15 protein-coding genes are annotated in these 26,461 nt (G+C 68.2%); 6 read left to right on the plus strand and 9 right to left on the minus strand.

All coding sequences use genetic code 11. The features are described 5' to 3' along the window. The first annotated feature begins 3 nt into the window (after window positions 1–3). A complete protein-coding gene (locus ACWC91_RS21300) occupies window positions 4–225 on the plus strand; it encodes a hypothetical protein (protein ID WP_450639867.1) in 222 nt (73 codons plus the stop codon). Window positions 226–457: 232 nt separating this feature from the next. Here ACWC91_RS21300 and ACWC91_RS21305 read toward each other — a convergent pair whose 3' ends face one another. The 6 genes from ACWC91_RS21305 to ACWC91_RS21330 form a co-directional block, all read right to left on the minus strand. Further along, a complete protein-coding gene (locus ACWC91_RS21305) occupies window positions 458–2,509 on the minus strand; it encodes an Hsp70 family protein (protein ID WP_450639869.1) in 2,052 nt (683 codons plus the stop codon). Further along, entirely contained in the window at window positions 2,506–3,075 is a 570-nt protein-coding gene (locus ACWC91_RS21310) for a hypothetical protein (RefSeq protein WP_450639870.1), read from the minus strand. The genes ACWC91_RS21305 and ACWC91_RS21310 overlap by 4 nt, the downstream gene beginning before the upstream one ends. Beyond that, a complete protein-coding gene (locus tag ACWC91_RS21315) occupies window positions 3,072–4,766 on the minus strand; it encodes a hypothetical protein (RefSeq protein WP_450639872.1) in 1,695 nt (564 codons plus the stop codon). Before ACWC91_RS21315 ends, ACWC91_RS21310 begins: the two co-directional genes overlap by 4 nt. A gap of 93 nt (window positions 4,767–4,859) precedes the next feature. After that, window positions 4,860–8,441: a HelD family protein gene (locus tag ACWC91_RS21320; protein WP_450639874.1), complete on the minus strand. Its 3,582-nt coding sequence runs from the start codon at window positions 8,439–8,441 to the stop codon at window positions 4,860–4,862. A gap of 137 nt (window positions 8,442–8,578) precedes the next feature. Continuing rightward, on the minus strand, window positions 8,579–9,169 hold the full coding sequence (locus ACWC91_RS21325) for a hypothetical protein (protein ID WP_450639875.1): 591 nt from the start codon (window positions 9,167–9,169) through the stop codon (window positions 8,579–8,581). 108 nt (window positions 9,170–9,277) lie between these two features. Then, window positions 9,278–10,504 (minus strand): DNA sulfur modification protein DndB, encoded by a 1,227-nt coding sequence (locus ACWC91_RS21330; protein ID WP_450639876.1) that lies wholly within the window; start codon window positions 10,502–10,504, stop codon window positions 9,278–9,280. Between the two features lie 146 nt (window positions 10,505–10,650). Between ACWC91_RS21330 and ACWC91_RS21335 the strand changes: the two genes are divergently transcribed. The 4 genes from ACWC91_RS21335 to ACWC91_RS21350 all read left to right on the plus strand — a co-directional run bounded on the left by ACWC91_RS21335 (window position 10,651) and on the right by ACWC91_RS21350 (window position 22,373). Continuing rightward, window positions 10,651–12,807, plus strand: coding sequence for an N-6 DNA methylase (locus tag ACWC91_RS21335; RefSeq protein WP_450639878.1), 2,157 nt, complete (start codon window positions 10,651–10,653; stop codon window positions 12,805–12,807). A gap of 169 nt (window positions 12,808–12,976) precedes the next feature. After that, on the plus strand, window positions 12,977–14,227 hold the full coding sequence (locus ACWC91_RS21340) for a protein kinase domain-containing protein (protein ID WP_450639880.1): 1,251 nt from the start codon (window positions 12,977–12,979) through the stop codon (window positions 14,225–14,227). 139 nt (window positions 14,228–14,366) lie between these two features. After that, window positions 14,367–17,249, plus strand: a complete 2,883-nt coding sequence (locus ACWC91_RS21345) for an SNF2-related protein (protein WP_450639881.1) — start codon at window positions 14,367–14,369, stop codon at window positions 17,247–17,249. 24 nt (window positions 17,250–17,273) lie between these two features. Continuing rightward, a complete protein-coding gene (locus ACWC91_RS21350) occupies window positions 17,274–22,373 on the plus strand; it encodes a class I SAM-dependent DNA methyltransferase (RefSeq protein WP_450639882.1) in 5,100 nt (1,699 codons plus the stop codon). Window positions 22,374–22,491: 118 nt separating this feature from the next. Here ACWC91_RS21350 and ACWC91_RS21355 read toward each other — a convergent pair whose 3' ends face one another. The 3 genes from ACWC91_RS21355 to ACWC91_RS21365 form a co-directional block, all read right to left on the minus strand. Further along, a complete protein-coding gene (locus tag ACWC91_RS21355; protein ID WP_450639883.1) occupies window positions 22,492–22,698 on the minus strand; it encodes a DUF397 domain-containing protein in 207 nt (68 codons plus the stop codon). Then, window positions 22,695–23,513 (minus strand): helix-turn-helix domain-containing protein, encoded by an 819-nt coding sequence (locus tag ACWC91_RS21360; RefSeq protein WP_450639885.1) that lies wholly within the window; start codon window positions 23,511–23,513, stop codon window positions 22,695–22,697. Before ACWC91_RS21360 ends, ACWC91_RS21355 begins: the two co-directional genes overlap by 4 nt. Window positions 23,514–23,911: 398 nt before the next feature. Continuing rightward, window positions 23,912–24,244 carry a transposase family protein gene (locus ACWC91_RS21365; protein ID WP_450639886.1) on the minus strand — a complete coding sequence of 111 codons (333 nt, stop codon included), beginning with the start codon at window positions 24,242–24,244 and terminating at the stop codon, window positions 23,912–23,914. A 217-nt stretch (window positions 24,245–24,461) separates the two neighbouring features. Between ACWC91_RS21365 and ACWC91_RS21370 the strand changes: the two genes are divergently transcribed. After that, complete coding sequence (locus tag ACWC91_RS21370; protein WP_450639887.1) at window positions 24,462–26,276, plus strand: hypothetical protein; 1,815 nt, start codon at window positions 24,462–24,464, stop codon at window positions 26,274–26,276. The last annotated feature ends 185 nt before the right edge of the window (window positions 26,277–26,461 follow it).

Raw genomic sequence — 26,461 nt, forward strand, 5'->3', positions numbered from 1 at the left:
ACGATGACCGAGCCCACCTCCAGCCAGCGCGCCGATCTGGAGAGAGCGGTGCGTAGGTATGGCGGCTACTGGGACACCGAACGCAGTCTTCGCACTCTGCGCGACGCCGGCCACGACCCGCAGGACAAGCACACCCGCCAGATCCTCCGAGACCTCGCGAGCGAGGGTCTGCTGGTGAAGGTGGAAGACCGGCCCGTCAGGTATCGCCTTGCTGAGGCGGAATGAGCAGGGGGTGCATCACTGTGTGCATCACCTCGGCGTTGGCCCAGTACCCGCCGTGGCGCGCCGCATCCACCTCCAGTAACAGCCGTACTGCTTGCCCTGCGGTGGGCGCCCGGCCACCGGCCGGCACACCGCAGGGCTCACTGGCAAACACAGCGGAACGCCGGACCCGTTCCGGATACACCTCGGTCGCCCAGGGCAGACACGAAGCCGGTCGCCCGCATGGCTGTACGCCTCAGCTCCTTCCTCGCGGTGCCACGCAGGTCCGGGAAGTGAAGACCCACCTGTCCCTGGTGCGCGTGGCTCCGAGAACTCGCCCGTTCTCTCGCAACCACGGGTAACGGTGCTGAAGTTCGACGTAGTTGTCATTGGTGACGACGATCGCACCCGATTCATCTGCGATAGCCACCACCAAAGCGTCGCCCTTCCCCTCCGTGCCCGCCGGCGGCTGAAGGATGTCGCCCTTGCTGAGAGCGGCGGTCACGGCAGCCTTCTCTTCCTCAGCGACCTTGTGTCTGAGGGTGGCGTCCACGACGACGTGGATCTCCGCTCCGGGAAACTTGAGCGCCAGCGCTTCGCGGGCGCCGACAAGTTGGGCGTAACTCGGCCGGTCGTCCTCCTCGTAGACACCGGGTCGGGTGGGTGAGTGGCCGATCCATGCCAGATTGGAGCCGTCGACCACAAGAGTATGTACTTCGTCACCCTGATCGGGGTCACCCACCCTGGAGTACGACGAGACGGGCCGAGCCAGCTTGTCCGAGCCGTTGGCGGACAGAGCCCGCGACGACTCCGGGTTCACCGTGAGCAGGTCGTCGAGCTCCTTGCGTACCTCCGGCGTCGGCCCACCCGAACCAAAGCTCTTCACCTCCTCGTCGACAACGACCTCGCCCGTCTGTTCCAAGGTAGCTTTCACATGCAGCAGGCCGTCGGAGTCGTACGTGTACTCCAGATCGAATCTGGATTCTTCCCGCACGCGTGGTGTCCGGTACTCGAGGATCAGTTCGGTGAGCTGGACGTTGTCGGAGTCGGCCAGCTCCTTGTCCGGGTCACCCTCCCAGATCTCCACCGCGAGTTTGCGCTCGTAGTCACGGGTGGGCGTATAGCTCTTCCGCTCGCTCCAGGGCAACGGCGAGTTCCTGGGGATGATCTGGCTGAACTGCCGGCGCCCATCAGGCTTCTTGGTCACGGTTCCCAGTGCGTGGCTGTTGGCCACCTGGATGACGCCAGGCGTCTCCTTCGACAGGACGGCTGCGGCGATGGCCGCACCACGCGCTACGGCAGTCATGGGATCGCACAGGTACGTCGGCACGGGCTCCATCTGCAGGGCCTCCGCGACCGCGGCCCGCACGCTCGGGATCTGGCTGGTGCCCCCGATCATGAGGACGTCGTCCACATCGAGCGGGGCCATGTGCAGATCCCGGAGACACTCCTCGACCGGTGCCAGGGCACGGTCGACAAGGTCCGTGATCGCTTCCTCCAACTCCTCCTGGAAGATCTCCACTTCCTTGTCGTCCGGAGTCCGGATTCTCACGGACCGCTGGGAGGACAGCAGAATTTTGCTGCGCTCCACGTCGAGCCGGAACTGACGCTTCTGGGCAGGCGTCCACTCGCGCCGTGCAGGCGCCCTTTCCAGAACCATGCTACGCAGCCGACGATCGATCTCGAGCCCACCGAGTTCCGTCACCCCACGGGAGGCGCGCTCCTCGAAGAATCCGTCCTCGTAGTCGAGAACCGTGACGTCGATCGTTCCGCCACCCCAGTCGAATACGAGAATCTGCGGCGCCTCCTCACGCAGTTCATGAACATACGAGATCGCGGCGGCCGTCGGCTCGTTGAGGAGTGCTTGGACCTCGATGCCGGCGAAGCGGGCGGCGGCGCGCGTGCGGTAGCGGGCGGCGCCCGTGGCGTTCGCGGGCACGGTGATCACGGCCCGGTCGATTTCGGTGAGGTTCTGCCGCGCGCCGTCCTTCATGGCGATGAAGACACCGGCTGCCACGGTGGTGGCGGCAAAGCGGCGACCCTGCACGTTGACGTACTCGTCGCTCTTGAGGAGGCGCTTGCACGCCTCGGCGGCCTCCTCGGAGCGCAGCTTCGCCTCCCAGCCGAAGAGTGGCCCACTCCGCAGCGAGCTCATCCCGACCACCGAGGGGAAGAGCAGGTCGAAACCGGGACGGCGCCAGTCGGCGTCGAGGTGGTGTCCGTCGAGCGGCAGTACCTCAACGCCATCGCCCTGCCACTGGGCGACAACAGAGTTGGTAGTGCCAAAGTCGATTCCGGTTGCGGTCACGGCTTCTCCTCCATCGCCGTTGCGTCCTGTGCACCGTTCTCGCCGTTCACCCGCTTGCCCGGGACGAACACGCGGCGCAACTGGCCGGAGAGGATCAGCTTTCCGGTGGCCTGGTCCACGTAAGCCGGACGCACGACCTCGAAGCCGTCGCCTTCACCCTCGACCACGACGAAGTTTTCTCGCTCATCGCTCGACTCGACGACACGGATCCCTGAGTCGACCAGCGACGTTCGAATGGCGCGGCGCAGACTCTTCGCCGGCATGTCGGTCATCCAGCTGGCAGCGTCCGTCTCAACCAGTCGCGCCACGTATTGCTCCCGTGTCCTGAACGCCTCGAGAACGGCCTGCCGCAACGCCGCAGTCAATTCGGCGCTGTTGGGGCGGTTCTCGTCCGGCATCTGGTCGACCAGTTCCCGGGCCTTCTCAGTGAAGCGCGACAGCAACTCCGCGGGACTGAGCAGTTCTTCGGGACGGTACGTACGGAGTTCCATGTCCGCTTCCCAGGCCCGAGCCTCTTTCCTGGCTTTGAGCCCGGTGGGCTTCTTGGGCGCCTTGTTCTTGCTCATGTTGTCATCCTGTGCTGGTGATCCGGGCGCCGTGGCGCGTTGAGAAGGGTGGGAAGGAGGTCGGCGACCGCTCGGCGCCGAACGGTGTCCGCGTCGTCGGAGTCATGGGAGGCCGTCTGCCGGGGCATGGGCTCGACCGGCGGTACGAGGGTGCCGGGCGGGTCGTCCGGAAGCCTGAACACCGATTCGTCCAGCGGCAGGACGAAGAAGTCCGACCAGTCTTCGTGCTGTTCGGCCTGCTGGATGCGGCGCATGGCCCGGTTGAGCCGGGCCGCTTCCTCACGGTCGTCGGCGAACTCACGCCGGAGGTCCCGGTACCGCTGCTTCCAGACGGCCGACTGGTTGGGCAGGCCGAGTTCCAGATACGGGTTGGAAGGGTGCGGCCGATCGTTGCGCGGCGTGGCTTGCCTTCGCTTGACGAGATCGAGGTTGGGTTCCGCCGCCGGTTGGAAGCCGGCGACACGGGTCAGGGCGATGAGCGCAGTGTTCAGGTCCTCGTCCAGGAACGCCAAGTAGGCGGACAGGTTCCATGCCTCTGCGTTCTGCAGAGGGTCCCCGTGCTCGTGGTCCAGGAATCTGTTCACCTGGGCTCGGGCCCTCTTCAAGTCCCCCGCGCAGATGCAGTCGTAGGCATGACGCAGCGCTGCCAGGGCATGGAAGGCACTGCGTTGGGGCTGGACAGCGGCCTTCGGTTCCCACAGCGCGGACATGAGCCGCCACAGCCCACGGTCGGCCAGTACGTCCGGTTCCCAGTTGCCGGTGAGGGCTCCGTCCTTGATGTGGCGCAGTCTCAACACGAGGGTGCGCGGGAGGACGTACTCGAGTTCCTTGACGACACTCGTATCCCCCTCGGCCGCCCGCTGGAGCAGGTCGTACAGCTCTCTTTCCCCACCCTCCGCGTACTCTCCGTCGAGGAACCGCTCCCGTTGCAGGAACTGCTCCCATCCGATCGCCTCGGCGGTTTCCCGGTCCACCAGTTCTGGTGCGAGCCGGGCTCTCAGATAGTTCCGTTCCCACTGGTCGGATCGCAGTTCCCAGGGCTCGTCGTCACGGGTGACCATCGCCGCATCGATCAGGTCGTCGACGGTCCCGAGGGGCGCCCAGGGCAGGATCCGGTCGTACACGGGGCGCGGCAGTGCGGTGAGTTCGTCGTGGCGGAGGGCGTACTGCAGGGCGAAGGCCCCCGACACGTCCTCGGACGTCGAAGGGCGGCCCTCTCGGGGCAACACCGCCGGTCCGGAGCCCAGAAGGTGCTCAAGCCATGTCTGACCGTGCGGTGTCAGCCACGGCAGACCGCACTCGTGGATCACCGTCATGGTGGTCACGGTGTCGTCGGCCGCACGGTGCTCCAGGAGAGTGCGGACGGCGGAAGGCAGTTGCGCGACGGGGTCTCCGTCGAGGCACTGGCGCAGTGTCCCCAGCACCCAGTCGGGTTCCTTCCCCCCAGCGGGCCGAGTGTTGACGAGGTCGGCCAGATGCCGCTCCACGCGTTCCACCGCGTGCGCGCCGAACACACCGGCCCTGCGCCACCTGCGCAGGGCGAATCCGTCCAGGCCAGCCGCTCCGTCAGTGGTGGCGTCCGGCCGGGCGCGTCGCGCTCGGCGTCGCTCACGCCACGCCTCAACCATCTCCGCCCGGGACATCGAAGCGTCCGGTTCGAGACCGGCGTTCGGCCGTTCCTCATGCGTCATCTGTTCTCACATCACTCGTCCGGGAAGTCCCGCCGGACACGAGTCCGCCGTCCTGTACTTTCCCGCGCTCCACGATCGGCATCGTCACCGGGGCTACGATGCGCCGTGTTCGTCCGGCGACGTGTGCCGGACGCGTTGCGCGGCGGGCCCGGCCCATGCATCTCCGTCCCGCCAGACGAGGTCCACGCTGAACGCACGGTCGCAGGCGTCGACGGCCCATGTCTCGGCCGGTGGCTCCCGGAGCACGACGACCAGGTACTCGGCGGGCTCCTGGGGGTGCAGGCTGGAGGCCTCCAGCAGGTGCAGGGCCGCCTCACGGATCCGTTCGTACGTCGGTGCGCCGTCGGCCAGTACCTCAAAGAGGGTCGTGCCGTCGGGCCCGTGGCTCCACGCGTCGACGTACGCGGTGTCCCCCACGTCCCCGGAGCCTTCGTAGAGGTCGGCCAGCAGCCTGTGGCGCAGGCTCTCGTGCGCGCGATCGGCCCGCGCCGAACGTTCACGCTCCGCGACCATGTCGGCCAGGCCGGGATCACTTCCCGGCGTCGTGACGCCGCTCGTGACCTCACCCGCTGTGCCGGTCGTCGGCATGTCCTTCCCTTCGTGTGGGGGTTCGTCGCCCTGCTGGGCCTCGAATCCCCGGTAGATCTCTGTTCCGGTTCTGCGGACCGTGGTCAGCACCCGGCCGTCCGACCGCATCCACCATTGGTAGCAATCGCCCTCGACAACCAGGCGATCCCCCACCCACTCGATCCTTCCTGCCAAGAGCTCGGCTGTGAGTTCTTCCCGGAGCCTTCTCACGAACGCGTCGTCCGCCAGGTGCACGGACTGGGAGAGTTTCTCGAAGGCGATGCAGGCTCCCTGGGTGACGTGAAGGCTGTCGAGGTTCACCGCACGGACGGCGGCCTCGTCGGAGAGGCCCAGGCCCGTCGCGGCCTCTGGGGGCGTGAGAGCCGACCGCCGTTCTCCGCGTGCCTGTTGGCCCACCCGCGAGGGGATTCCCGCCGCCACCTGGGCGTAGCTGCGCTCGGGATGGCCCGTGACGTATGCCTTCACGGCTCGCGCGTCGGCGTCGAGCAGGAGGCGGTAGCCCTCCAGGTCCAGGAACCACCCGTCCGGGGAGCGGAAGTGGCGGCCTTCGGCCAGGAACGGTGTGAGCATCGCATGGAGTTCCACGGCCGCCTCGCCGAGGCTGCCCCGGTGCCGGACCACGAAGGCGCCGCACGCGGCCGAGGTGATGCGGATGTCGGCGATCTGTTCCGGTGTGAGTTGGAGCCTCGCCTCTGTCACGCCTTCCTTGGGCACCCCGAGGTAGTCGCTCTTGCCGAGGGACGCGGGCTCTGCCGTGCGGAACCCTCCGCATCCCGGCTGTCGGCACCATCCGTCCGCCTGCCGTGTCTCGTTGGCGCACCGCGTGCCGTCCGCCCGGTACCGGGTGCACAGACCGGACGCGCCTTGCGGACTCTTCCTCCTGCTGACCTGAGCCAGGAACTGCTTGGGAGTGGGCACGGCGTTCACCGGCCCGCCGATCCACTGCGGCAGGGACCGCTGATGGACCACCGTCAGGGACTGGGTGCACCGGGTGAGTGCCACATACAGACGACGCGGTCCGGCCGGGTCGTCCGCAGTGATCGCCGACGGTTCGGTCACGACGACATGATCGAATTCAAGACCCTTGGCTTCCTCGGCAGTGAGCACCGAGACCGATTCCTGCTCGGAGACGGCGGTGGCCACGGTCTCCTTCCACGACGTCACGTCGGGAACGATCACCGCGGTGGTTCGGTGCTGGTGCGCGCCGTCCGGCCCCGTCGCGATGGCCAGGGCGCACTCGGCGGCGCGCTGTGCCGGGTCGCCGCCCTGCACGACGATCACCTCGGTGCCCGTTCGCCGTACGGAGTCGGGGACACCGACGCCTGGTGCGCAGTGGGTGCCGAGGGGCCGCGCGTAATCCATGACCTCACCGGGCACGCGGAATCCGGTCAGCAGTTCGGCCACCCGCCAGCCGTCCCTGCCGGTGAGTGTCGTGCCGAGCTCCTCCCAGTCCTGGTACGGAAAGGAGCCGGTCGCCTGGGCGAGGTCTCCCAGGATGGTCATGGACCCGCCGGGGCAGCGACGCGCCAGTGAGCGGGCCTGCATCGGCGTGAGGTCCTGCGCCTCGTCCACGACGACGTGAGCGTAGGTCCGCTCGGGACGTCCTGACAGCAGATACTTCAGCTCGTCCAGGCAGACCAGGTCCTCGAGACTGTGTTCCCCGGCTGCTCGGGCACGGGAATGACCGTCCTGCTGCGCCACGAGGGCGGTCTGCTCGTCCGGAGTCAGGATTCCCTCGGCCGCTGCCGCCAAGGCAGCGCCGCTGGAGAGAAGCCGACGCAGCACGTCACGGGCCGAGAGTTCGGGGGCGATGCGGCGCAGCAGCCGGATGACGGGACGTAGTTGGCGTACCTCTGGGAAGTAGTCGGTGTCGGCAGGACCGGGGAGCAAGCCGATGTAGGCCTGGGTGAGATGGTGCACGAGTTGCTGGACACAACGTTCCTGGCGGACTCGGTAAGGGCTGTCGCCGGTGAGGGCGTCTGCCACGATGGCGGCAATCTCCGCGACGGGCACGACGACTTCCCGGCGCCGCAGTTCGAAGATGAACTCCGGCCCACCGACGAGCGCTTCGAGGCGCTCAACCGTTGTAGTGGTGTGGTTGTCGACGGCACGCTGCAGGACTCGGGCCATCCGTGCGTCGGACTTCACGACGGCGGCCTGGTGCCTGTCACGGCGGGCGTTCCCACCCGACCACAGCGCGGGCAATTCGAGCATGGTCACGCCCCCGCTGCCCAACTCGACGAGGGCTCTGCCCGCGTAGTCCAGGAATCCACGGCTCGGTCCGACCACCAGGATGTCGTCCGCTGGCACATGCCGGTTGTCGAGCAGCCAGCTCACGCGGTGCATGCCCACCGCTGTCTTTCCGGTGCCCGGGCCCCCTTGGACGATCAGTACGCCCCGTGGCCGCTCCGAGACGAGCCGGAGCTGATCCCGCTGGATCGTCTCGACGATGTCGTGCATCGCACCGTCGCGCGCTCGGTCCAGTTCGTCCAGCAGCGGGTCGTTCCAGTCCGGCTCCTCGGACTCGCCGGCCTTCTCGAGCTCCTCTGGGGCGGAGCCGTGCTCTCGGTCCTCAGCGGAGTCGCCCCGGGCACCGGTCCCAGCGGTGTCCTCTCGCTCCTCCCGCACAGCCTGCAGCGACGGGCTCGTGCCGTCCGTCCCGTGCAGGTCGAAATACCGCTGAACGACCCGTTCGTCGCAGACGATCCGGCGCAGCAGGCGCACATCGCCCGGTTCCTGCTCGCTGGTCAGCCTCCATTTGATCGCCGCAGGGGCGTTCCAGGAGATGACGGCAGGGTTGCGCTCCTCGTCGAACACCGCTCGCCGTCCGATGTAGAGCGACTCGCGACCGGTCCCTTCGTCGACGTCGGCCCGCATGAACACCAGGGCGTTGCCGCCGAGGTCGAGATTGTCCAGCTCACTCTGCCATGCCCGGTTTACGTCGATCGCGTCCTTGCCGCTGGCTGCGGCGGGCAATCCCTTGAGGTATTCGGCCTCACGTCGCGTGCGTTCCAGGCAGCGGTAGGCGTGGTCGACCGCTCGCTGTTCCACAGCCAGCACATCGGCCCGTCGTGCGCGCTTCGGCATGCTGTCCGTTCTGCCTTTCTCCTGCCGCTGTGCTCTGCCGGTTCCGGAACAGACATCGGGCCTCGGCTCATACTTCGACTTCTCCGACCCGCGCCTGGTTGTTGTGATGCTCGTCACTGCCTGGAACGCCGGGGGCCTCAGCCGACCCTTTTCCACTCCTGGCACCGGTTGGTCTTGAAGTACTCGCCGCTGTTCAGCGTCACGCGCCCCGGCCCGTTGAGGTTGTTGTTGGCGATGATGGAGCCGAACTCGCCGCTGGCGTCCTTGGCCCGCTCCCAGTAGCAGCCGAACTCGTCCTCCGGTCCGACCGTCTTGTAGGTGCCGGCCTTGATGTCCTCGCCGACCAGGTACTCGCCCTCGCCGGAGAAGGCGGCCGCCGGGCCGGGCTTCTTGGTCTTCTTCGGCTTCGCGGTCACCGTCACCGTCTCGGTCTCTGTGACGGTGGGCGCGGGCTCGGGGGCTTCGGCCTCGGCGGTCTCGGTGACGGTGACCGTGGGGCGGGGTGCGGCCTTGGTGTCGGCGGTTTCCTTGCCGGCTTCCGCCGAGCCACCGCTGGCGCCCATGCCGACGCCGACGAGCAGTGACACCAGCGCGACCGCCCCGTACTTCAGCCGCTGTCTGCGGCTGCGAGCGGGCTGTCCGGGGCCGGTGGGTGTGCCGAGACCGAACGGGCCGGCGCCCTGCGGGCTGTGGTGGGGCGGCGGTGGGGGAGGCTGGTGGAAGGTCATGGCGTGCTCCGTTTCCTGGGTGCGTGCGATGCGGGTGGGTGACGTGATGGCCGCCGCAGGACAGCGCGCTCATCGGTGGCCGGGCAGGCCGTGGTCGCGCGCCGGAGTTCAGAGGCCGCGAATCCTGCGGCCCGCCTCGGTCGCCGGGTAGAGGATCGCCTCGGCGACCCGGCCGCCGGAGTCCTTGACGCCTCCGCTGAAGTTGAGGCGCCCCGAGGTGCCGGTCTTCGCGGCGACCCCGTCCCAGTACTTCGCCTCCCGCTCCCAGCGGACGCCGTCGAGGAGGCGTACCAGGTCGTCCGTGCGGAAGGCGGACGCCGGGTCGCTCCACGGCATGGTGTGGTGGACGGCGATACCGATGCCGGCAAGGACGGCGGGCGCGGTGATGGCGCTGCGCTCGGTGAAGGCGCTGGCGTGGCGGGCGATCAGCTGCCCGAGGATCGGTACGACGGCGGATTCCACCTGCTCGGGCCCGTACCCCGTCGGCAGTTCGTCCTCGTGCACCGACTCGGCGGACCGCTGTAGTCCGTTCCGGCCGTAGATAGCGGTGACGACGAGGGCGCGCAACGCGGAGAGGGTGACGACCTCTCGGTCGCTCGCGGACACCTGCCGCTTGCTGGCGTTCACCAACCGCGCAAAGGGAATGCGCTGCCCGTCGGAGTCGACCCGTACCGAGTCGGCGACCATGTGCGCGAGTCGGGTACCGAAATCGCGCTGGTCCATGGACATGGCGAGGTTCTTGGCGACGGCCACGCCCTCGACGTTGCGGTCGTAGAAGATCTGCCGCGCGTCGGCCGGGGACAGGTCGACGTACAGCTCGAACGGCAGGCGCACCTGGGCGAGTTCCGGGTACGTCAGGCCGTACCCCTCGGGGTTGTCGTAGAGATCGTGCCAGGCGGTGGTCTGGGTCTCGCCGTCGATGGCGATGACCATCGTGCCCGGCGCGATGGTGAGGGTGCGCAGGCCGCTGCCGGGGACGAGTTCGTCGCTGAGCGCGGCGAGCGGTCCGGCGTGCCACAGAGTGACCGGCGGCGTGGACCAGGCGGCGCCGAGCTCGCCCTTGAGGCCGGCGGCGATGTACTCGGCGTACGGGCCGACGTTCTTGCCCTTCTGCGAGGACTTCAGCGTGCGCTGCACGGTGGCCCGTAGTTCGGCGTGCCGGCGTACCAGGCCCGAGGCGGCCTTCAGCCTGCGCGGGTCCTCCTCGGCGCGCGGCGACGGCACGAGCTGGACGAGCGCGGGCACGGACATCGTCCCGACGACGGCGTCGTCGCGGAACGGCATGACGGTGAGCTGCGTGCCTTCGACGACAGCGGTCGGAATGGTCAGGCGCATGGAACTCCCCCCGGAGATCGGTCGCTTCCACTCGGAAGCAGAACCAGAAAAGCACAACAGTGAAAGCGCCGTCAAACATTCAGACAAACTTGACGAGTGCTGTAAGTTGTTAGCTGTTCACTACCGAGAGGCTCAGGGCTCCCGCCATGTCGCAGCCATCCGCGCAGGTCACCGCCGCAGAGATCTCCCGCATCGCGGGGGTCACGCGCGCCACGGTCAGCAATTGGCGCCGTCGGCACGAGGACTTTCCCGCGCCGTCCGGCGGTACGGACGGCAGCCCGCTGTACGACCTGGAGTCCGTGCGTGCCTGGCTCGCCTCGCGCGGTCACGCCTCGGCGGCGAGCCCGTCGGAGGAGCTGCGCACCACGCTCCGTCTGCGCGCACAGAGCGGGGGCAGTACGTCGGAGGACCTGCTGCTCCTCGTGCTCGCGGCGGCGGGCCGCTCGCCGGAGGAACTGACGGCCGCCGCTGAGCTGCCGGACGCGGACCTCCCCGCCCGCGCACGCCGCGACGCGGCCTCCGTGGCCGACGCCGTTCCGAGCGCTGACGCGGTCCGTTTCGAGGCGGGCGACGCGGCGGTGCTGCGCGCGCTGTACGCGTGCGTACGCGACGAGGGCGGCCAGGCCGCGCTGGGCGTGCTCGCCGAACGGGAGTTGGAGGAGAGCGCCGCATCCGGCGCCTACCGCACTCCCGCACCGCTCGCGAACCTGCTCGCCCGCCTGATCCCGGGCTCGCCGGCCCGCATACTCGACCCGGCCTGCGGCAGCGGCACCCTCCTGGCGGCCGCCGCCCGCCGGGGCGTGCGCGAGCTGTACGGCCAGGACACGCTTCCCGTGCAGGCCCGGCGCAGTGCCGTGAGCCTGATGCTGACGGCTCCGGAGGCCGAGGTCACCGTCCGCGCCGCCGACAGCCTCCGCGCGGACGCGTTCCCCGAGCTGCTCGCCGACGCGGTGCTGTGCAACCCGCCGTACGGCGTCCGGGACTGGGGCCACGACGAGCTGGCGTACGACCCCCGCTGGGCGTACGGCGTACCGGCCCGCGCCGAGTCGGAGCTGGCGTGGGTGCAGCATGCCCTCGCCCACCTGACACCGGGCGGCTACGCGGCCCTGCTCCTGCCGCCGGCCACGGCCGGCCGCGCGTCGGGACGTCGCGTACGGGCGGAGCTGGTACGCAGCGGGGCGCTGCGCGCGGTGATCGCGCTGCCGGCGGGCGCGTCGGTGCCGTTGCACGTCGGGCTTCAGGTGTGGGTGCTGCAACGGCCCGAGCCGGGTGGGCCCGAGCGCAAGTCGGTGCTTTTCGTGGATACGGCGACAGATACGTCGGCGGCGGGGCACGGTGGGGCGGCGGTGACCGCGCGGACGAGGGGCGGTAGCCGATCCGCTTCCGTGGACTGGGAGGGGATCACGGCGCGTGCCCTGGGTGCATGGCGGGCCTTCGCGGAGAGCCCCGACACGTTCGAGGGCGAACCCGGTGTCGCGCACGCGGCCGACGTGGTCGACCTGCTGGACGACATGGTGGACCTGACCCCTGCGCGGCTCGTACGGGCGTCACGGGCCGACGTCGATCCGGCGGAACTGTCGGCCGACGTCGACGCCGCACGCCGGGATCTCGTCAAGGCCGCGAAGTCGCTCGCGCGGGTGGCCGGGCAGGAGGAGTGGAGCGCCGCGGGCGCGGCGGCACGTGAGTGGCGTACGGCGACGGCGTCCGACCTCGCTCGCGGTGGGGCGCTCACGCTGCGGCGGACGGTGCCCGAGGGAGCACGGGGCCGCGCGGAGGACGAGGGCAGGAGCGGGGAGCAGGGGGGCGCCCGCGCGGTGCTCACCGGCTCGGACATCGCGCGTGGGTCGGGGCCCACGGGCGATACGACGGAGCTGCGCAGCGATACGACGCCTGTGATCGCCGTCGGAGACGTCCTCGTACGCGCGGTCGCGAGCGGCGACGGCTCGATGGCCCGTGTCGCGGGCGAGGAGGACGCGGGCGCGCTGCTCGGCCTCCACGTCCACCTCTTCCGGCCGGACCCGGCCCGCCTGGACCCCTGGTTCCTCGCGGGTTTCCTGGGCGCGGAGGAGAACATCGCGGGCGCGTCGACCGGCAGTACGGTCCTGACGGTCAGCCCGGGCCGGCTGCGCGTACCGCTGCTGCCGCTGGAGGAGCAGCGGCGATACGGGGAGGCGTTCCGGCACGTGCACGAGCTCCGGGCGGAGGCGCAGCGGGCGACACTGCTGGCGGAGGAGACGGCACGACTGCTGGCGGGCGGGCTGACCGGGGGGCAGCTGCTCCCGTCCCGGGACGGGACGTCATAGGTGGCACACCACCACCGCCCGAAACCCTCCACAAGTTCTTCACCTTCAGGGGTTGATATCTGCATCCCGCAATCCCCGTTCCTGAGCCCGGCCGCATCCACTACCGTGTCTCCAGGCGCGCATCGCGGCTGATCGGACGCTCGCCCAAGACCGAATTTCGAGGACACACGTGCAGATCACGCCCCTGAACCCCGAGGACCCGCTCACGCTGGGCGACTTCGAACTCCTCGGCCGGATCGGCCAAGGTGGCATGGGCCAGGTCTTCCTGGGTGAGTCGCTCGGCGGGGAGCCCGCCGCGGTGAAGGTGATCAAACCGTCGGTCGTGGACTCCGAGTCCCGACAGCGGTTCGCGCAGGAGATCGAGGTGCTCAAGACCATCTGGGGTCCACGCATCGCGGCGTTCCTGGGGGCCGACGCGGAGGCGGAACAACCGTGGCTGGCCACGGAGTACGTGGACGGCCCGGACCTCGCGCGACACGTCAATTCGCACGGACCGCTGCCGTCCGTCCTCACCGCGGCGCTCGGCGCGATCCTCGCCGAGGCGCTGTCGGCCGTGCACACCCAGGGCCTGCTCCATCGTGACCTCAAGCCGGCCAACGTCCTACTCGGACCGAACGGCCCGAAGATCATCGACTTCGGCCTGGCCGCGTTCACCGAGTCGACCATCTCCCTCACGGCCCCCCATCAGGTCGTCGGCACTCCGATCTGCATGGCGCCGGAGCAGGCCGCGGGCGCGAAGCCGCTGACGGCGGCCGTGGACGTGTACGCGCTGGGCGCGCTGCTGCTCTTCGCCGTGACAGGGCACTATCCGCATGAGGCGGCCACCCCGTACATGGTGTTCCACCTTGTCACGGACCTCGGCACGGCACCGGATCTGTCCGGCGTGCCGAGCGAACTGCTGCCACTCCTGACCGGCATGCTCGCCAAGAGCGCCGAGGACCGGCCGTCGCTGACCGATGTGGTGCAGCAGTGCCGCTCGGTGATCGAGGCCCAGGGCATGAAGATCGCCCAGGCGCGGCGCAGGCTCACCGCGCACACGGCGGGGCAACGGCACAAGGCGGCATCCGCCGACGGCGCCCCCACCGTCTCCTGGCCCGCCCCCGCGAGTGACACCCCGGGCACGAAGATCATCCCGGCCGACCTGGAAACGCCGATCCCGTCCGACACGCCGGCGACCTCCCCCACCCTGGTCGAGACCCCTGGCCCCGCCGAGCCTCCCGTTCATGACTCCCCCGGCACTCTGCCTCCCGCCCCGCAGGATCCCTCCGACGGCCCCCGGCGTGAGCAGCCGGCGCCGGGCCGCCCACCCACGGCGCCCAGGCGGCCCAAGGAGGGAACGCACACGCTGCGGCACTCCGTACAGGCCCGCAAGACGGCAGAGCGTCTCCGGGCCGCGTACGCGGCGAAGGCTCCGTTCTGAGACCGGCAACCGGCCGGCCGGGCCGAGCCGCACGACCACTGTCCCCGACCACGCGTCCCGCCGGTTCGGCCGTGCCCCCACCGGCCACCGCCACGGGACACATCCACCCCATGAACACGAACGCCCAGGAGGCACCCGCGTGACCGCCGACTTGAGCACCGCTCCCGCGACGAGCGTCGAGGACGCCCTGTTCCCGCCGGGCGCCCAGATCCTCGTACGGGACGAGGTGTGGCTGGTGCGCAACGCGACGCGGACCGAGCACGACGGCGCCCGCATCGAGGCCGTCGGCGCATCGGACTTCGTGCGCGACCAGGAGGCGGTGTTCTTCACCGGGCTCGACCGGATCGAACTGCTCGACCCGCGGCGGACGCGCCTGGTGCGGGACGACTCGCCGAACTTCCGCCGCTCGCGCCTCTTCCTGGAGGCGGTCCTGCGCAAGACGCCCCTGCCGCAGGCCGAGCGCGGCCTGGCGCTCGCGGACTCCTTCCTCCTGGATTCGCTCCCCTACCAGCAGCGTCCCGCCCAACTCGCCCTGTCGGGCCGCAATCTCCGCCCCCGCATGCTCATCGCGGACGTCGTCGGTCTCGGCAAGACCCTGGAGATCGGCCTCACCCTCGCCGAACTGATCCGCCGCGGCCGCGGTGAACGCATCCTCGTCGTCACCCCCCAGCACGTCCTGGAGCAGTTCCAGCACGAGCTGTGGACGCGGTTCGCGATCCCGCTCGTGCGCCTGGACTCGGTGGGCATCGAGCGGATCCAGCGGGAGATCCCCGCAGGCCGCAACCCGTTCACGTACTTCAAGCGTGTCATCGTCTCCATCGACACGCTGAAGAACACCGACCAGTACAAGCACCACCTGGAGCGGATCAACTGGGACGCGGTCGTCATCGACGAGTCGCACAACCTCATCAACAAGGGCTCCCTGCGCAACCAGCTGGCCCGCACGCTGGCCCCGCACACGGACGCCCTCCTGCTGGCCTCCGCGACCCCGCACAACGGTGACGCCCGTTCCTTCGCCGAGCTGATCTCCCTGCTGGACCCGGCCGCGATCCGCGACCCGGAGCACTACCGCGCCGAGGACATCAAGCACCTGTTCATCCGCCGCACCAAGGTCAGCCCCGAGGTGCGGGAGCAGATGAAGGGCCAGTGGGCGGACCGCGGTCCCTCCCGCTCGATCCGGGTGACGGCCACCCCCGCCGAGGAGAAGATCTTCGAGGAGCTGGCCGCAGTCTGGCTCCCGTCCGACGGCTCCAAGTCGGTCAGCGACGTCCCCCTGTTCCCCTACACGCTGCTGAAGTCCTTCCTCTCCTCCCACACCGCGCTGAAGGCCACGGTCACCACGCGCATCAAGACGCTGGAGAAGAAGAACGCCCCGGAGGCGACGGCCGCCGAACGCGCGGCCCTGCACCGGCTGCTGGAGCTGGCCTCGGGCATGACGGAGACGGATTCGGGCAAGTTCGGGGCCCTGCTGGAGCAGCTGCGGGAGATCGGGGTCGGGCCGAAGTCCGACACCCGGGTCGTGGTCTTCTCCGAGCGCGTGCAGACCCTGGAGTGGCTGGCGCGGACCGTGCCGCAGGCCCTCGGTTTCAAGGGAAAGGCCGCCCAGGAGGCGGCCCGGGTCATGCACGGCGGCCTGTCGGACGAGCAGCAGATGCAGTGCGTGGAGGACTTCGGCCTCGCGGACACGCCCGTACGCATCCTGTTCACCGGCGATGTCGCCTCCGAGGGCGTCAACCTGCACCGCCAGTGCCACCAGCTCGTCCACTACGACGTGCCCTGGTCGCTCATCCGCATCGAGCAGCGCAACGGCCGCATCGACCGCTACGGGCAGGCCCACCAGCCGCAGTTCCGGGCGTTGATCCTGACCAGCGACGTCGAGGGCGCCAAGGACGACACGCTCGTCGCGGAACGCCTGCTGGAGCGCGAGGCCCAGGCCCACCAGTCGCTGGGCACGGCGGAGGCGGTCTCCGGCCTCTACCGGGCGGAGGCCGAGGAGAAGTCCCTCATCCAGGACCTGCTGCGCGGCCGCAGCGTGGACGAGTCCCTGGACACCGACCGCACGTCAGGAGCTGGCCCCGACGAGGCCGTGGACGACTTCCTCGCCGACTTCTTCGGCGCCGTCAACGACGAACCGGAGGAGGACGCCGCCACCGACGCGAGTGGCGGCGACGGCACCACGGCGGTGCCGAGGGCGCACGTGCCCCGGCTGTTCGCCTCCACCCGCGAGTTCCTGGACGAGGCACTGCGCGAGGTCTACCCGGACGCCCACGACCGACTGGACCTGTCCGCCGACCCGGAGACCGGCCTGCTCTCCTTCGTCCCGCCCTCCGACCTGGTGCACCGCCTCAAGGCCCTGCCCCCGGACTACGTCCGCGAGCAGGGCCTGCGCGACCGCCTGAAGGTCACCTTCAACCGGCGCCTCGCCGACCACAGCCTCACGCGCGCCCGCGCCTCGGCCAGCTCCAGCTGGCCCGACATCTCCCTGCTGACCGACCTCCACCCGGTCATGGAGTGGCTCACGGACAAGGTCCTGGTCCGCCTGGACCGCCAGGAGGCACCGGTGCTGACCGCCGACGTGTCCCGGCCCACGTACCTCGTCCAGGGCATCTACTCCAACGCGCTCGGCCGCCCGACCGTCGTCAAGTGGATGGCGGTCACCACGGACGGCGAGGTCGACGACGACATGGTTGCGGTACTGCGCCGCGCGAAGGTCGGTCCGACGATGGCGAACCCGGGCCTCGCCCACGACACGACCCGCCTGACCGAGGCGATCCCCGGCGTCCTGGACACCGCGGAGGCCTTCCTGGAGCAGCACCGTGAGGCGTGGGACGAACCGTTGAAGGCCCCCATCGAGGAGTACAAGGCCCGCCTGGGCTCGTGGGAGCAGCCGACGCTGACGGGCGGCGGCTCCGCGCCCACCGGCACCCGTGAGCGTCTTGCCTCCCTCGCGGACTCCCTCCTCACCACCGGCCGCCCGATGCTGCGCGTACTCGCCGTCCTCGCCCCGGCCCACGCCGCCTGACTCATCACCCAGAGGTTCACCACGATGACGTTCGACTCCCTGGTCAACCGCGGCGACTACTTCTCCGCGCACTACCTGGCCGAGGTCCTCCCCAAGGACCTCAAGTCCGGCCTGCTCACCCAGTGGAAGCAGCGCGAGGAGGACGCCGCCGGCACCGAGCACCCCGAGGGCGCGCTGCCGATCACCCCGCGCGCGGGCCTGCGCGCCCTGCGCCGCCCCTATTTCGCGGCCCGCTCGTACTTCACGATGGACGAGGAACGGGCGGCGACCGGCGACGACGCCGTGACGTACGACGCCCCCGAGTGGCGCGACCGCGTCCGCGCCCTCAACGCGGAGGTGCTGCGCGCCCTCGGCTTCGACGCCAAGCCAGGCACGCTCACCGTCGTCCGCGCCGACCAGTCGAACGAGGTGACCGTCGCGCACGCGGAGAAGGACCTCGTCGCCCTGGACTGCGGCTGGTCCGCCGAGCCCGACGACGCACTGGACCCCGACGGCGCGGGACGCCTCCTGGACGAACTGCGCCTGGACGGCCAGCACACGATCGCCACGGGCTCCAAGCTCGCCTCTTTCCTGTTCGCCTGCGAGGACGCACCCCGCTACATCCTGCTGCTGGTCGGCGGCGTCGTCGTCCTTGCCGACCGGGCCGCGTGGGGCGAGGGCCGCTACCTGGCGGTGTCGCTGGACATGGCGCTGGAACGCAACGACACCAAGGTGGGCGGCGAACTCGACACGGTAGCCGCCCTGTTCGGCGCCGATTCGCTGCGCACGCCGGAGGAGGGTGTCGAGAACCCCCTCGCCGCGCTCCTCGACAAGTCGACGAAGCACGCGGTGGGCGTCTCCAGCGAACTGCGCGACGGCCTGCGGCTGAGCGTCGAGCTGATCGCCAACGAGGTCCTGGACCGGCTGCGCGAGGCCGGCGTCCGCCCGGAGGAGGTCAAGGAACTCCCCGAGTTGGGCCGCCAGTTGACGCGCGAGTCGCTGCGCTACCTGTACCGTGTCCTGTTCCTGCTGTACGCGGAGGCCCGCCCCGAGCTGGGCATCCTGCCTTCGGACTACCCCGAGTACCAGCTGGGCTACGGCCTGGGCCGCCTGGGCGAGCTGATCGCCGAGCGCGACCTCGTCGACGAGAAGTCCCGCAAGGGCTTCTACCTGTACGAGTCGCTGGACCTTCTCTTCCGCAAGGTCCAACAGGGCTACCGCCCGCGCCGCACGCACGGCGTGGACACGGAGCCTGCGGAGACCGTGACCGCCAAGACCTCGGAAGACCTGGGCCTGCGCTTCGAGCCCCTCCACTCCAAGCTGTTCGAGCCGGAGGCGATCCGGCTGATCGGGCGGGACGCCGTCCCGGACCCGCGCGTCGACACGGAGGCGGACGGCGAGGACGAGTTCCGGGGCGAGGAACGCTTCATCGACACCCGCCTGCGCAACGAGACGCTGTACCGGGTGCTGCGCCTGCTGATGCTGACGCGCGGCAAGAAGCGCGAGCGCGGCGGCTTCATCTCCTACGCCCAGCTGGGCATCAACCAACTCGGCGCGGTGTACGAGGGCCTGATGTCCTACTCGGGCTTCGTCGCGGGCGAGGAGCTGTACGAGGTCGCGAAGAACGGCGATCCCAAGGACGGCTCGTGGCTGATCCCGGCGACCAAGGCCGACGAGTACCCCGACGAGGTGTTCGTCCGCCAGAAGGACGAGGACACGGGCGAGGAACGGCGGGTGCAATACGCGCCGGGCGCGTTCGTGTACCGCCTGTCGGGCCGTGACCGCCAGACCTCGGCCTCGTACTACACGCCCGAGTCCCTGACCCGCGTGACGGTCCAGCTCGCGTTGCAGCACCGCCTGGACCAGGACGACACGGTCACCGAGGCGCGGGAGATGCTGGACTGGAAGATCTGCGAGCCGGCGCTCGGCTCGGGCGCGTTCCTCAACGAGGCGATCAACCAGGTCGCGGCGGAGTACCTGCGGCGCCGCCAGGACGAGCTGGGCGTCGCCATCGACACGGAGAAGTACGCGGTCGAACTCCAGAAAGCCAAGGCGTATATCGCCCTGCACAACTCCTACGGCGTCGACCTCAACGACACGGCGGTGGAGCTGGCGGAGGTGTCGCTCTGGCTGAACACCATGCACCCGGGGATGGAGGCCCCGTGGTTCGGCCTGCACCTGCGGCGCGGCAACTCGCTGATCGGCGGCCGTAGGGAGGTGTACTCCGCCGAGCGCCTGAAGAAGGGCGGCTGGCTGGGTACGACTCCGGAACGCTTCCCGCTGTCGGAGGCACTGGCGGGCGTCCCGCTGCCCGAAGGCGCGGTGCACCACTTCCTCCTCCCGGCGAAGGAGTGGGGCGCGGTCGCGGCCGAAAAGGAGGCCAAGACGCTGGCCCCGGAGGAGGCGAAGGCGCTCGCGGCCTGGCGCAAGGCGATCACCAAGTCCCCCAACACCACGCAGACCAAGCGCCTGCAGGGCCTGGCGCGGCGGGCGGAGTACCTGTGGGAGCTGGTCGTCCGCCGCCTGGAGATCTCCGAGCGGGAGATCTCGCGGCGGATCGACGTGTGGGGCGCGGAAGACGGCTGGCTGCGCTCGCCCGAGGTCGCCGTCCCGAGGGAGAAAGTCAAGGCCGACCTGGAGGCGGTCGACACCCCGTACTGGCGCCTGAAGACGCTGATGGACGCGTGGTGCGCACTGTGGTTCTGGCCTGTGCAGAGCGCTGCGCTGCTGGACGGGTCGCATGAGTCGTACGCGCGGGCGGCGGAGGTCGCCTCACAGTCGGGCGAGTGGGTCGTGCCGTCGGCTGCGGCTGTGGTTCCGGTTCCGGGCCAGTCGGGTGCGCCGGCGCGGGAGACGTATGAGACGAAGGACCTGTTCGGCGAGGTTGAGGTCGTCGAGGTCAAGTCGAAGAGCGCGCGGGGCGGCCGCCGCAAGGAGCAGATCCGCGGCGAGCGACGCCCGGTGATCGCCCTGGCCTCGCTGGACGACTGGCTGGACTTCGCGGAGTCGCTGCTCGGTACGCAGGGCGTGCCGGAGGACTCGCTGGTGGCCCAGTTCGCCACGCTGGACGAACTGGAACGGTACGAGGACGAGTTGCCCGAATGGATGGGCATGGACCGCGCTCATTGGTTGGAGTCGCGGTATCCATGGGCGGCGGCCGCGCAGGATGTGGCTGAGCGGCAGGGTTTCTTTCACTGGGAGTTGGAGTTCGGGCAAGTCTTTGCGCGGGGCGGTTATGACTTGCAGGTGGGGAATCCGCCTTGGGTAAGGCCGGACTGGCAGGAGGACGCTGTTCTGGCCGAGTTGGAACCATGGTTCAAACTCTCGGAGAAGCCAAGCACAGAGGAGTGGCGGCTCCGGAAAGCGGAAACCCTAGATCGCCGTGAACGTACTTACTTCTTGGATGAACTTGCCACGAATACCGGGATCGGTGAATTGCTCAGCTCAATTGCACTATATCCCCTAATTACTGGGTCCCGCCCTAACCTGTACCGCTCTTTCATGTGCCAAGTGTGGCGCCACTCAAACAATTCCGGATCGTCCGGAATGATTCACCCAGACACTCATCTCGAGGGCGTGAAAGACGGGCGCCTTCGAGTGAAGTCATATCACCATCTGAGATTGCACGCTACCTTCATCAATTCAGGGAACTGGGCTTTTGAGATCGGCCGCACCGTCCCCTTCGGGCTTCACATCTACGGAGCGCAAAAGTCAGAAATTGAATTTCTCACTTTGAGTCAATTGCACTCCGCGTCAGTACTTCCCGACTCCTTGGCCCACGATGGCTCCGGACCAATCCCTTCCCAGAAGTTCGGAGGCACTTGGGACGTAAGGCCACACAAATCACGAGTAATTCGGGTCACACGGGCCCTACTGAGTCAGTGGCAACTCCTCGCCTCGAACGAGGAGTCACCGACCGAACAAACACCTTTGCTGCATTCGATCACCACACACGAACAGGATGCCATCGTTTCACTGGCTCGCGTGAAAAACAGGCTGCGTGCTCATCGACCATTCATCAGCGCCGGATACAACGAAACCACAGCGAAGCAAGATGGCACCATCCGATATCGAGTGGGCGAAGCAGCCACCTGGAGTGAAGTAATTCTACAAGGCTCGCACTTCTCAGTGGCGAACCCCTTCGCCAAACAGCCCAATCTCCCCATGCGCAACGGAAAAGATTGGGGCGCTTGGCAGCTAACTAATTTGGACAAAGACAGCGCCCCCCGGACCACCTATGCGCGGGCTGCCAGTCGCGACGTATACGAGAACGCCCAAGACCGCTGGGATGACCACCGCTATACGGAACGATACCGTTTGGCCTGGCGCGTCATGATCGACTCCAAGAACACCGAGCGTAGCCTCTTCGCCGCCCTAATTCCGCCAGGCCCCGCCCATGTTGACGCCGTAAATTCCATGGCTTTCACTGACGACCGTCTAACTGTCTTGAATGCGGGCTTTTGGGCGGCGCTCCCGCTGGACTACCTTCTCCGCATCACGGCTCGTTCCCATCTTCGAGTCGCGGAAGCCCACAAGATGCCCGCGCCTGCAGTCGACCACCCCCTCGCCGCTCCTCTACTCCTCCGCGCTCTTCGCCTCAACGCTCTGACCAACGCCTACTCACCGCTCTGGGAGGAACTGTTCGACCCCACCTGGCCTGGCTACGAGGAGTGGGCCATCCCGGCTTTGCCAAACGTCAAACCGCTCGCCGGACACCTAAAGCCCACGTGGTCGTATGAAACGCCACTGCGGACGGAACATGAGCGCCGAGCAGCCCTGGTGGAACTTGACGCTCTGGTGTCAGTCTGGCTCGGCATTACAGACGATCAGCTAGTCGCGATCTACAAGTCCCGCTACGCCGTCCTCGCCGACCGTGAAGCGGCAATGTACTTCGATGCCACGGGCCGTCGAATCGCAGCCGACCCTTATGCCTACGGCCATGGGCAGACGAAGCAGGACTACATCGACCTCATGGCCCACCTTGAAAACCCGGCCACTGCCCTGCCCCCCACCGGCTACACCGCCCCCTTCTACAAGGCGGACCGTGAGACCGAGATGCGCGCCGCGCACGCGCACTTCCAAGCTCGCTTGGACGAGGAGATCGCCGCTGGCCGCTGGACTCCGCCTGGCGGCGGTGAGGCGTAAGTTCCGCTCCTCATAGCGACGGTCGGCGCTTCCTTGTGAGACGCACCGACCGTCGCGACCTGCCTTACAGCTCCGCCCGCCTGGCCATCAGACGGGCGGAACTCACGCGGCAACAAGCTCACATCGTCTCAAGCAACGCCGACCATGCTGCGGGGCCGACTTTCAGCACAGGCCCACATTGAGCGACCCGCTTCGAGTCACGCACGTGCACAGCGGTCGCCTCCAAGGCAACCTCAACGCACTCGCCACCCGCACCGCTGCTGTAGCTACTCGTGAACCAACGCAGTTCCGAGCGGGGCTGGCGGCTAGCGTCTTCCGTGTTCATAGGTCTCCCAACAGCTTCTGCACGAATGCCAGTGACTCCGAGGGCGTCAGGCCCTGAGCACGCAAGATGCCGTACCGCTCCTCGAAACCCCGGACCGCCGGTCGCTCACTGTAGAGGTGGCTGTGCTCGTTCACCTCCACGTACGCGATCCTCTGCGCTTTGTCTGTCTCCATCAAGGTGAACGGACCGCCCATGCCAGCATGTTGGCGGCGGTCGATCGGCATCACCTGGATCTCGACATTGCGCTGTTGACCGTACAAGAGGACCTGCTCCAGTTGCGCCCGCATCACCGCGCTCCCGCCCAGCGGCCTTCGCAGAGTGCTCTCCTCGATTACGAAGCTGATCGTCGGCATCGGCCTGCGTGAGAACAACTCCTGGCGAGCCAGCCGGGCGGCTACGCGCTGGTTCACGGTCTCCTCGTCCAGGAGAGGGCGCCACATCTCGAACACCACCCTCGCGTACTCCTCGACCTGCAACAAGCCCGGCACGGCCTGGTTGGCATAAACATGCAGCTCAACCGCCTCCCCCTCCAGCTTCGCCGCATCCCGGAAGAACGCCGGGTACCGTGCCCGCGCCACCTCCTCCTTCATCACCATCAACAGCCCGCCGGCCTCCAGCACCGCATCCGCCCGCTCGATGAACTCCGGTCTCGGGATGCGCCGCCCCAGCTCCACCGACGCGACCATGTCCTCGCCGTAACCGAGCTTCGCACCCAACTCCGCCCGTGTCTGCCCCCGGCTCGTTCTCAGCAATCGCAACTGCTGCCCGAAGCACCGCAGGATGCCCGCCTCGCCCTCACCGTGAGCCGTAGTCACCGGTGACCTCACCTCACCCACCCGCACAGTGGCGCGCGCCCGCGTCGCAGGCACCGCACCCGACCGTCACTCACGGCTCACTGTAAAGACACGCACCGTTCCCGTCGCGGCACTTGACCCCACTTCCCCCGTACCGGGTGCGAGCGCCGCCCTCCCCCGCACTGCATCCGCCTGTACACGGCCTCACGCCAGGACCCGCCCCCGCTCACTTGCTCACGAGAACGTCGCACCGGTTCCCGCATGAAGTGTCACGAAGTAGCGTTCGACCTGGCGGGCCGGCCTGCCTCCGACCGAGTGCGCGTCGGTCCGCATCGCGAACTCGGGGCCGAGGTGACGTTGGTGATGCCGAGTTCCTCGCGGAGTCCCCTTATGCTCGCGAGGCAGTTGGTATGAACAGTTCATTCAGGTGGGCGCAAGGTGCGCCAGTGTTGCTGGAGTTCGAGGGCGACGTGTTCACCGAGTGCGCGGATGCTTCCGATCAGGCCGTTTGTGATTCGTGCGTCCATGTGCGGGGCCTGCTCGGACTGACTTTTGACGCGCCGCACTGCGACGTGGACCTCGATCCCGGCACCGGCATAACCCTTGCCCGCGAGGGTGGGCAGACCGTAGGCGGCGGCCTTGTGCAGCGCGGGGAGAGTGTGGATACGGGCAGCGGTGACGTCGGGGACACTGCCAGGTTCGGCGTCGGAGACCCACAACGGGGTGCCGCCGGGGGCGCACAGGAATTGCACGTCTTCAGGCGCCGATTCGCCCTCGACTTCGCCGCCTGCCCATCGAGGCGTGCGATCCCCGCCATGGCTCCTCACCCTTGCCGGACACGGCTCATGGCACCCTGCCGTTGCACGCAGCGCCCGCGTCCGCATGTACGGGCCCCTGACGAATTCACCACTACACCCGATGACTACACTCCGATTACCAAATTTTCACATACGGAGGGGCGTTGTGGTCATGTTCCACCAGGCCGGCACCATGGCAGAAGAAGAGGCATCGGACAGCGGGATGCGTCCCGGCGCGTCTCCGGCCCCCCGCCCGGTGCCCGACTGGCAGGCTGCGGAACACAATGCACTCGCGTGGGTCAGGTGGCTCGGCTTTCCGCAGGCGGAACCGACCCGCGATGGCTCCGACGGGGGATTGGACATATCTGGCCCGGGAATATACGGCCAGGTGAAGTTCCATGGGAAGGCCATTCCACCCAACCTGATACAGCAACTTTTCGGGGCGCGCGGCTTGAACGATGGCGAGATGCTCTTCTTCGCCAATTCCGGGTACACCGCTGCCGCGCTCGTTGCCGCGGACCGGCTGAATGTCGGCTGCTTCACATACTCTCCCGCAGACGGGATGATCACCCCCGCCAATCGCCACGCGGCTGAACTGCTGGAACGCGCAAAGTCCCCGGAAGCCGAGAATGAGCGCGAGGCGCAGGCCGAGGAGGAGAGGCGGAAGAAGGAGAAGAAGAAGCAAAAGAAGCTGGCAAAGAAGCGGAAGAAGATCCAGCGGAGTATCGAAGCCGGCGAAGCGGTGATGAGTGAGGTGGCGGTCAAGGTCGCCACCATCGCAGCGGTCGTCGACCCCGAGTTGTCGAGCGACGAGCGGCACAAGCTCCTGGCAGACCTGGACAGGGAACAGCTGGACCTACTGGTGGCCTGCCTGCTGATCCGTGACGGATTCACCCCCTCGCGCTCCCGAACGATGATGGCCGATGGCTTCCAGGGTGTGACCGCCTATTGGGCGCAGCACCCTGATATCGAACTCCTCAAATCGAAGAGCGGTAAGGAATTCGAGCCACTCTCGGTGACATGCTTGAGCGCTTCCATCGGACAGGAGGGGGCCTTGCGAGAGCTCACCGAACTCTTCGACGAAGACCTGTGGAGGAAGCTTCACACTCATAACGATGTGGTCATTGCCAGGGCCGGGGGGTGGCTCGCTCCCGGGGCACCCATGCCCCGCTTCAAGATCGAAGTCGATTCAACCCGCCTCCGTTTCACTGGGGAGACGGACTACACGACGGTAGATCTTTCCGTGTATACGAACCGGCTCATGGTCACCACCCTCCCGCTCGATAGCACAATTCGTGCCCAAATCGCCCTGCAGAAGCACGTGTTCCTCGTAGATCTGGACGTGCTCGACCGGTGGTGCCGCGAAGGGCTGTCGCTGATCACCGAGTACAACTCGGTACCGTCGCCCGGGACGAAGGCCGTCGGTCGCATCACCGGATTCGGGTTCAAGACCCTGCCGGACGACTCGCCGTGGCACCTTGCACTGGGGGCGCGGCAGGTTGTCGCGGCGGAACTGGACGAGGGCTTGTTCGGCCAGTACGTGTGTGCCCTGCTGGTCCGGGACGGGTTCACGGTGATGTCGCACCGATCGGATGGCTCGCGTGGGGTTTTCATGGTGCAGCTACCGGAGTCCGCGTCTGCCGGAGAGCTTTTCGGCGTGGTCAGCTACAGCAAGTCCTATGACATGGGGCGCACCGGCATGGCGGACCCGGAGCGTGTCGACAGGGCTGCGCGCGATCACATCGCGGAGATGCCAGATCTGTCAGACACTCTGTCCGGGGCGGGTGGAGTCCTCAGCCTGTGGATGCATGTGACCGACAGCGCGATTCCCTCGCACGTGCGTGATGAGGTGGAAATGCCGGAGGGCGTCATGCTGCTGGAAGCGGGAGGACTTGCCGCGTGGGGCGAGATGCGTCTGCAGGTGACCGTCGATGTCATAGGTGACGGCAAGGGGAGAATCGACCTGCAATTGGTGCCGGTGAAGTGACCGCCTCTGGGTGGGTCGCACCATAGGGGCCGCTGTCGCCGCCGCCGGTGCGGGCATCGGCATCGGCCAACTCCTGTGGGCCGGTCCCGGACAGCGTGGCGTCCGGGACCGGCCTCGGCGACGCTGCGGCCGAGGAAGACGGCCACGACGTATTCGAGCACATCCCCGCAGAGTGGAAAGAGATC

The organism is Streptomyces sp. NPDC001204 (genome assembly GCF_053598035.1).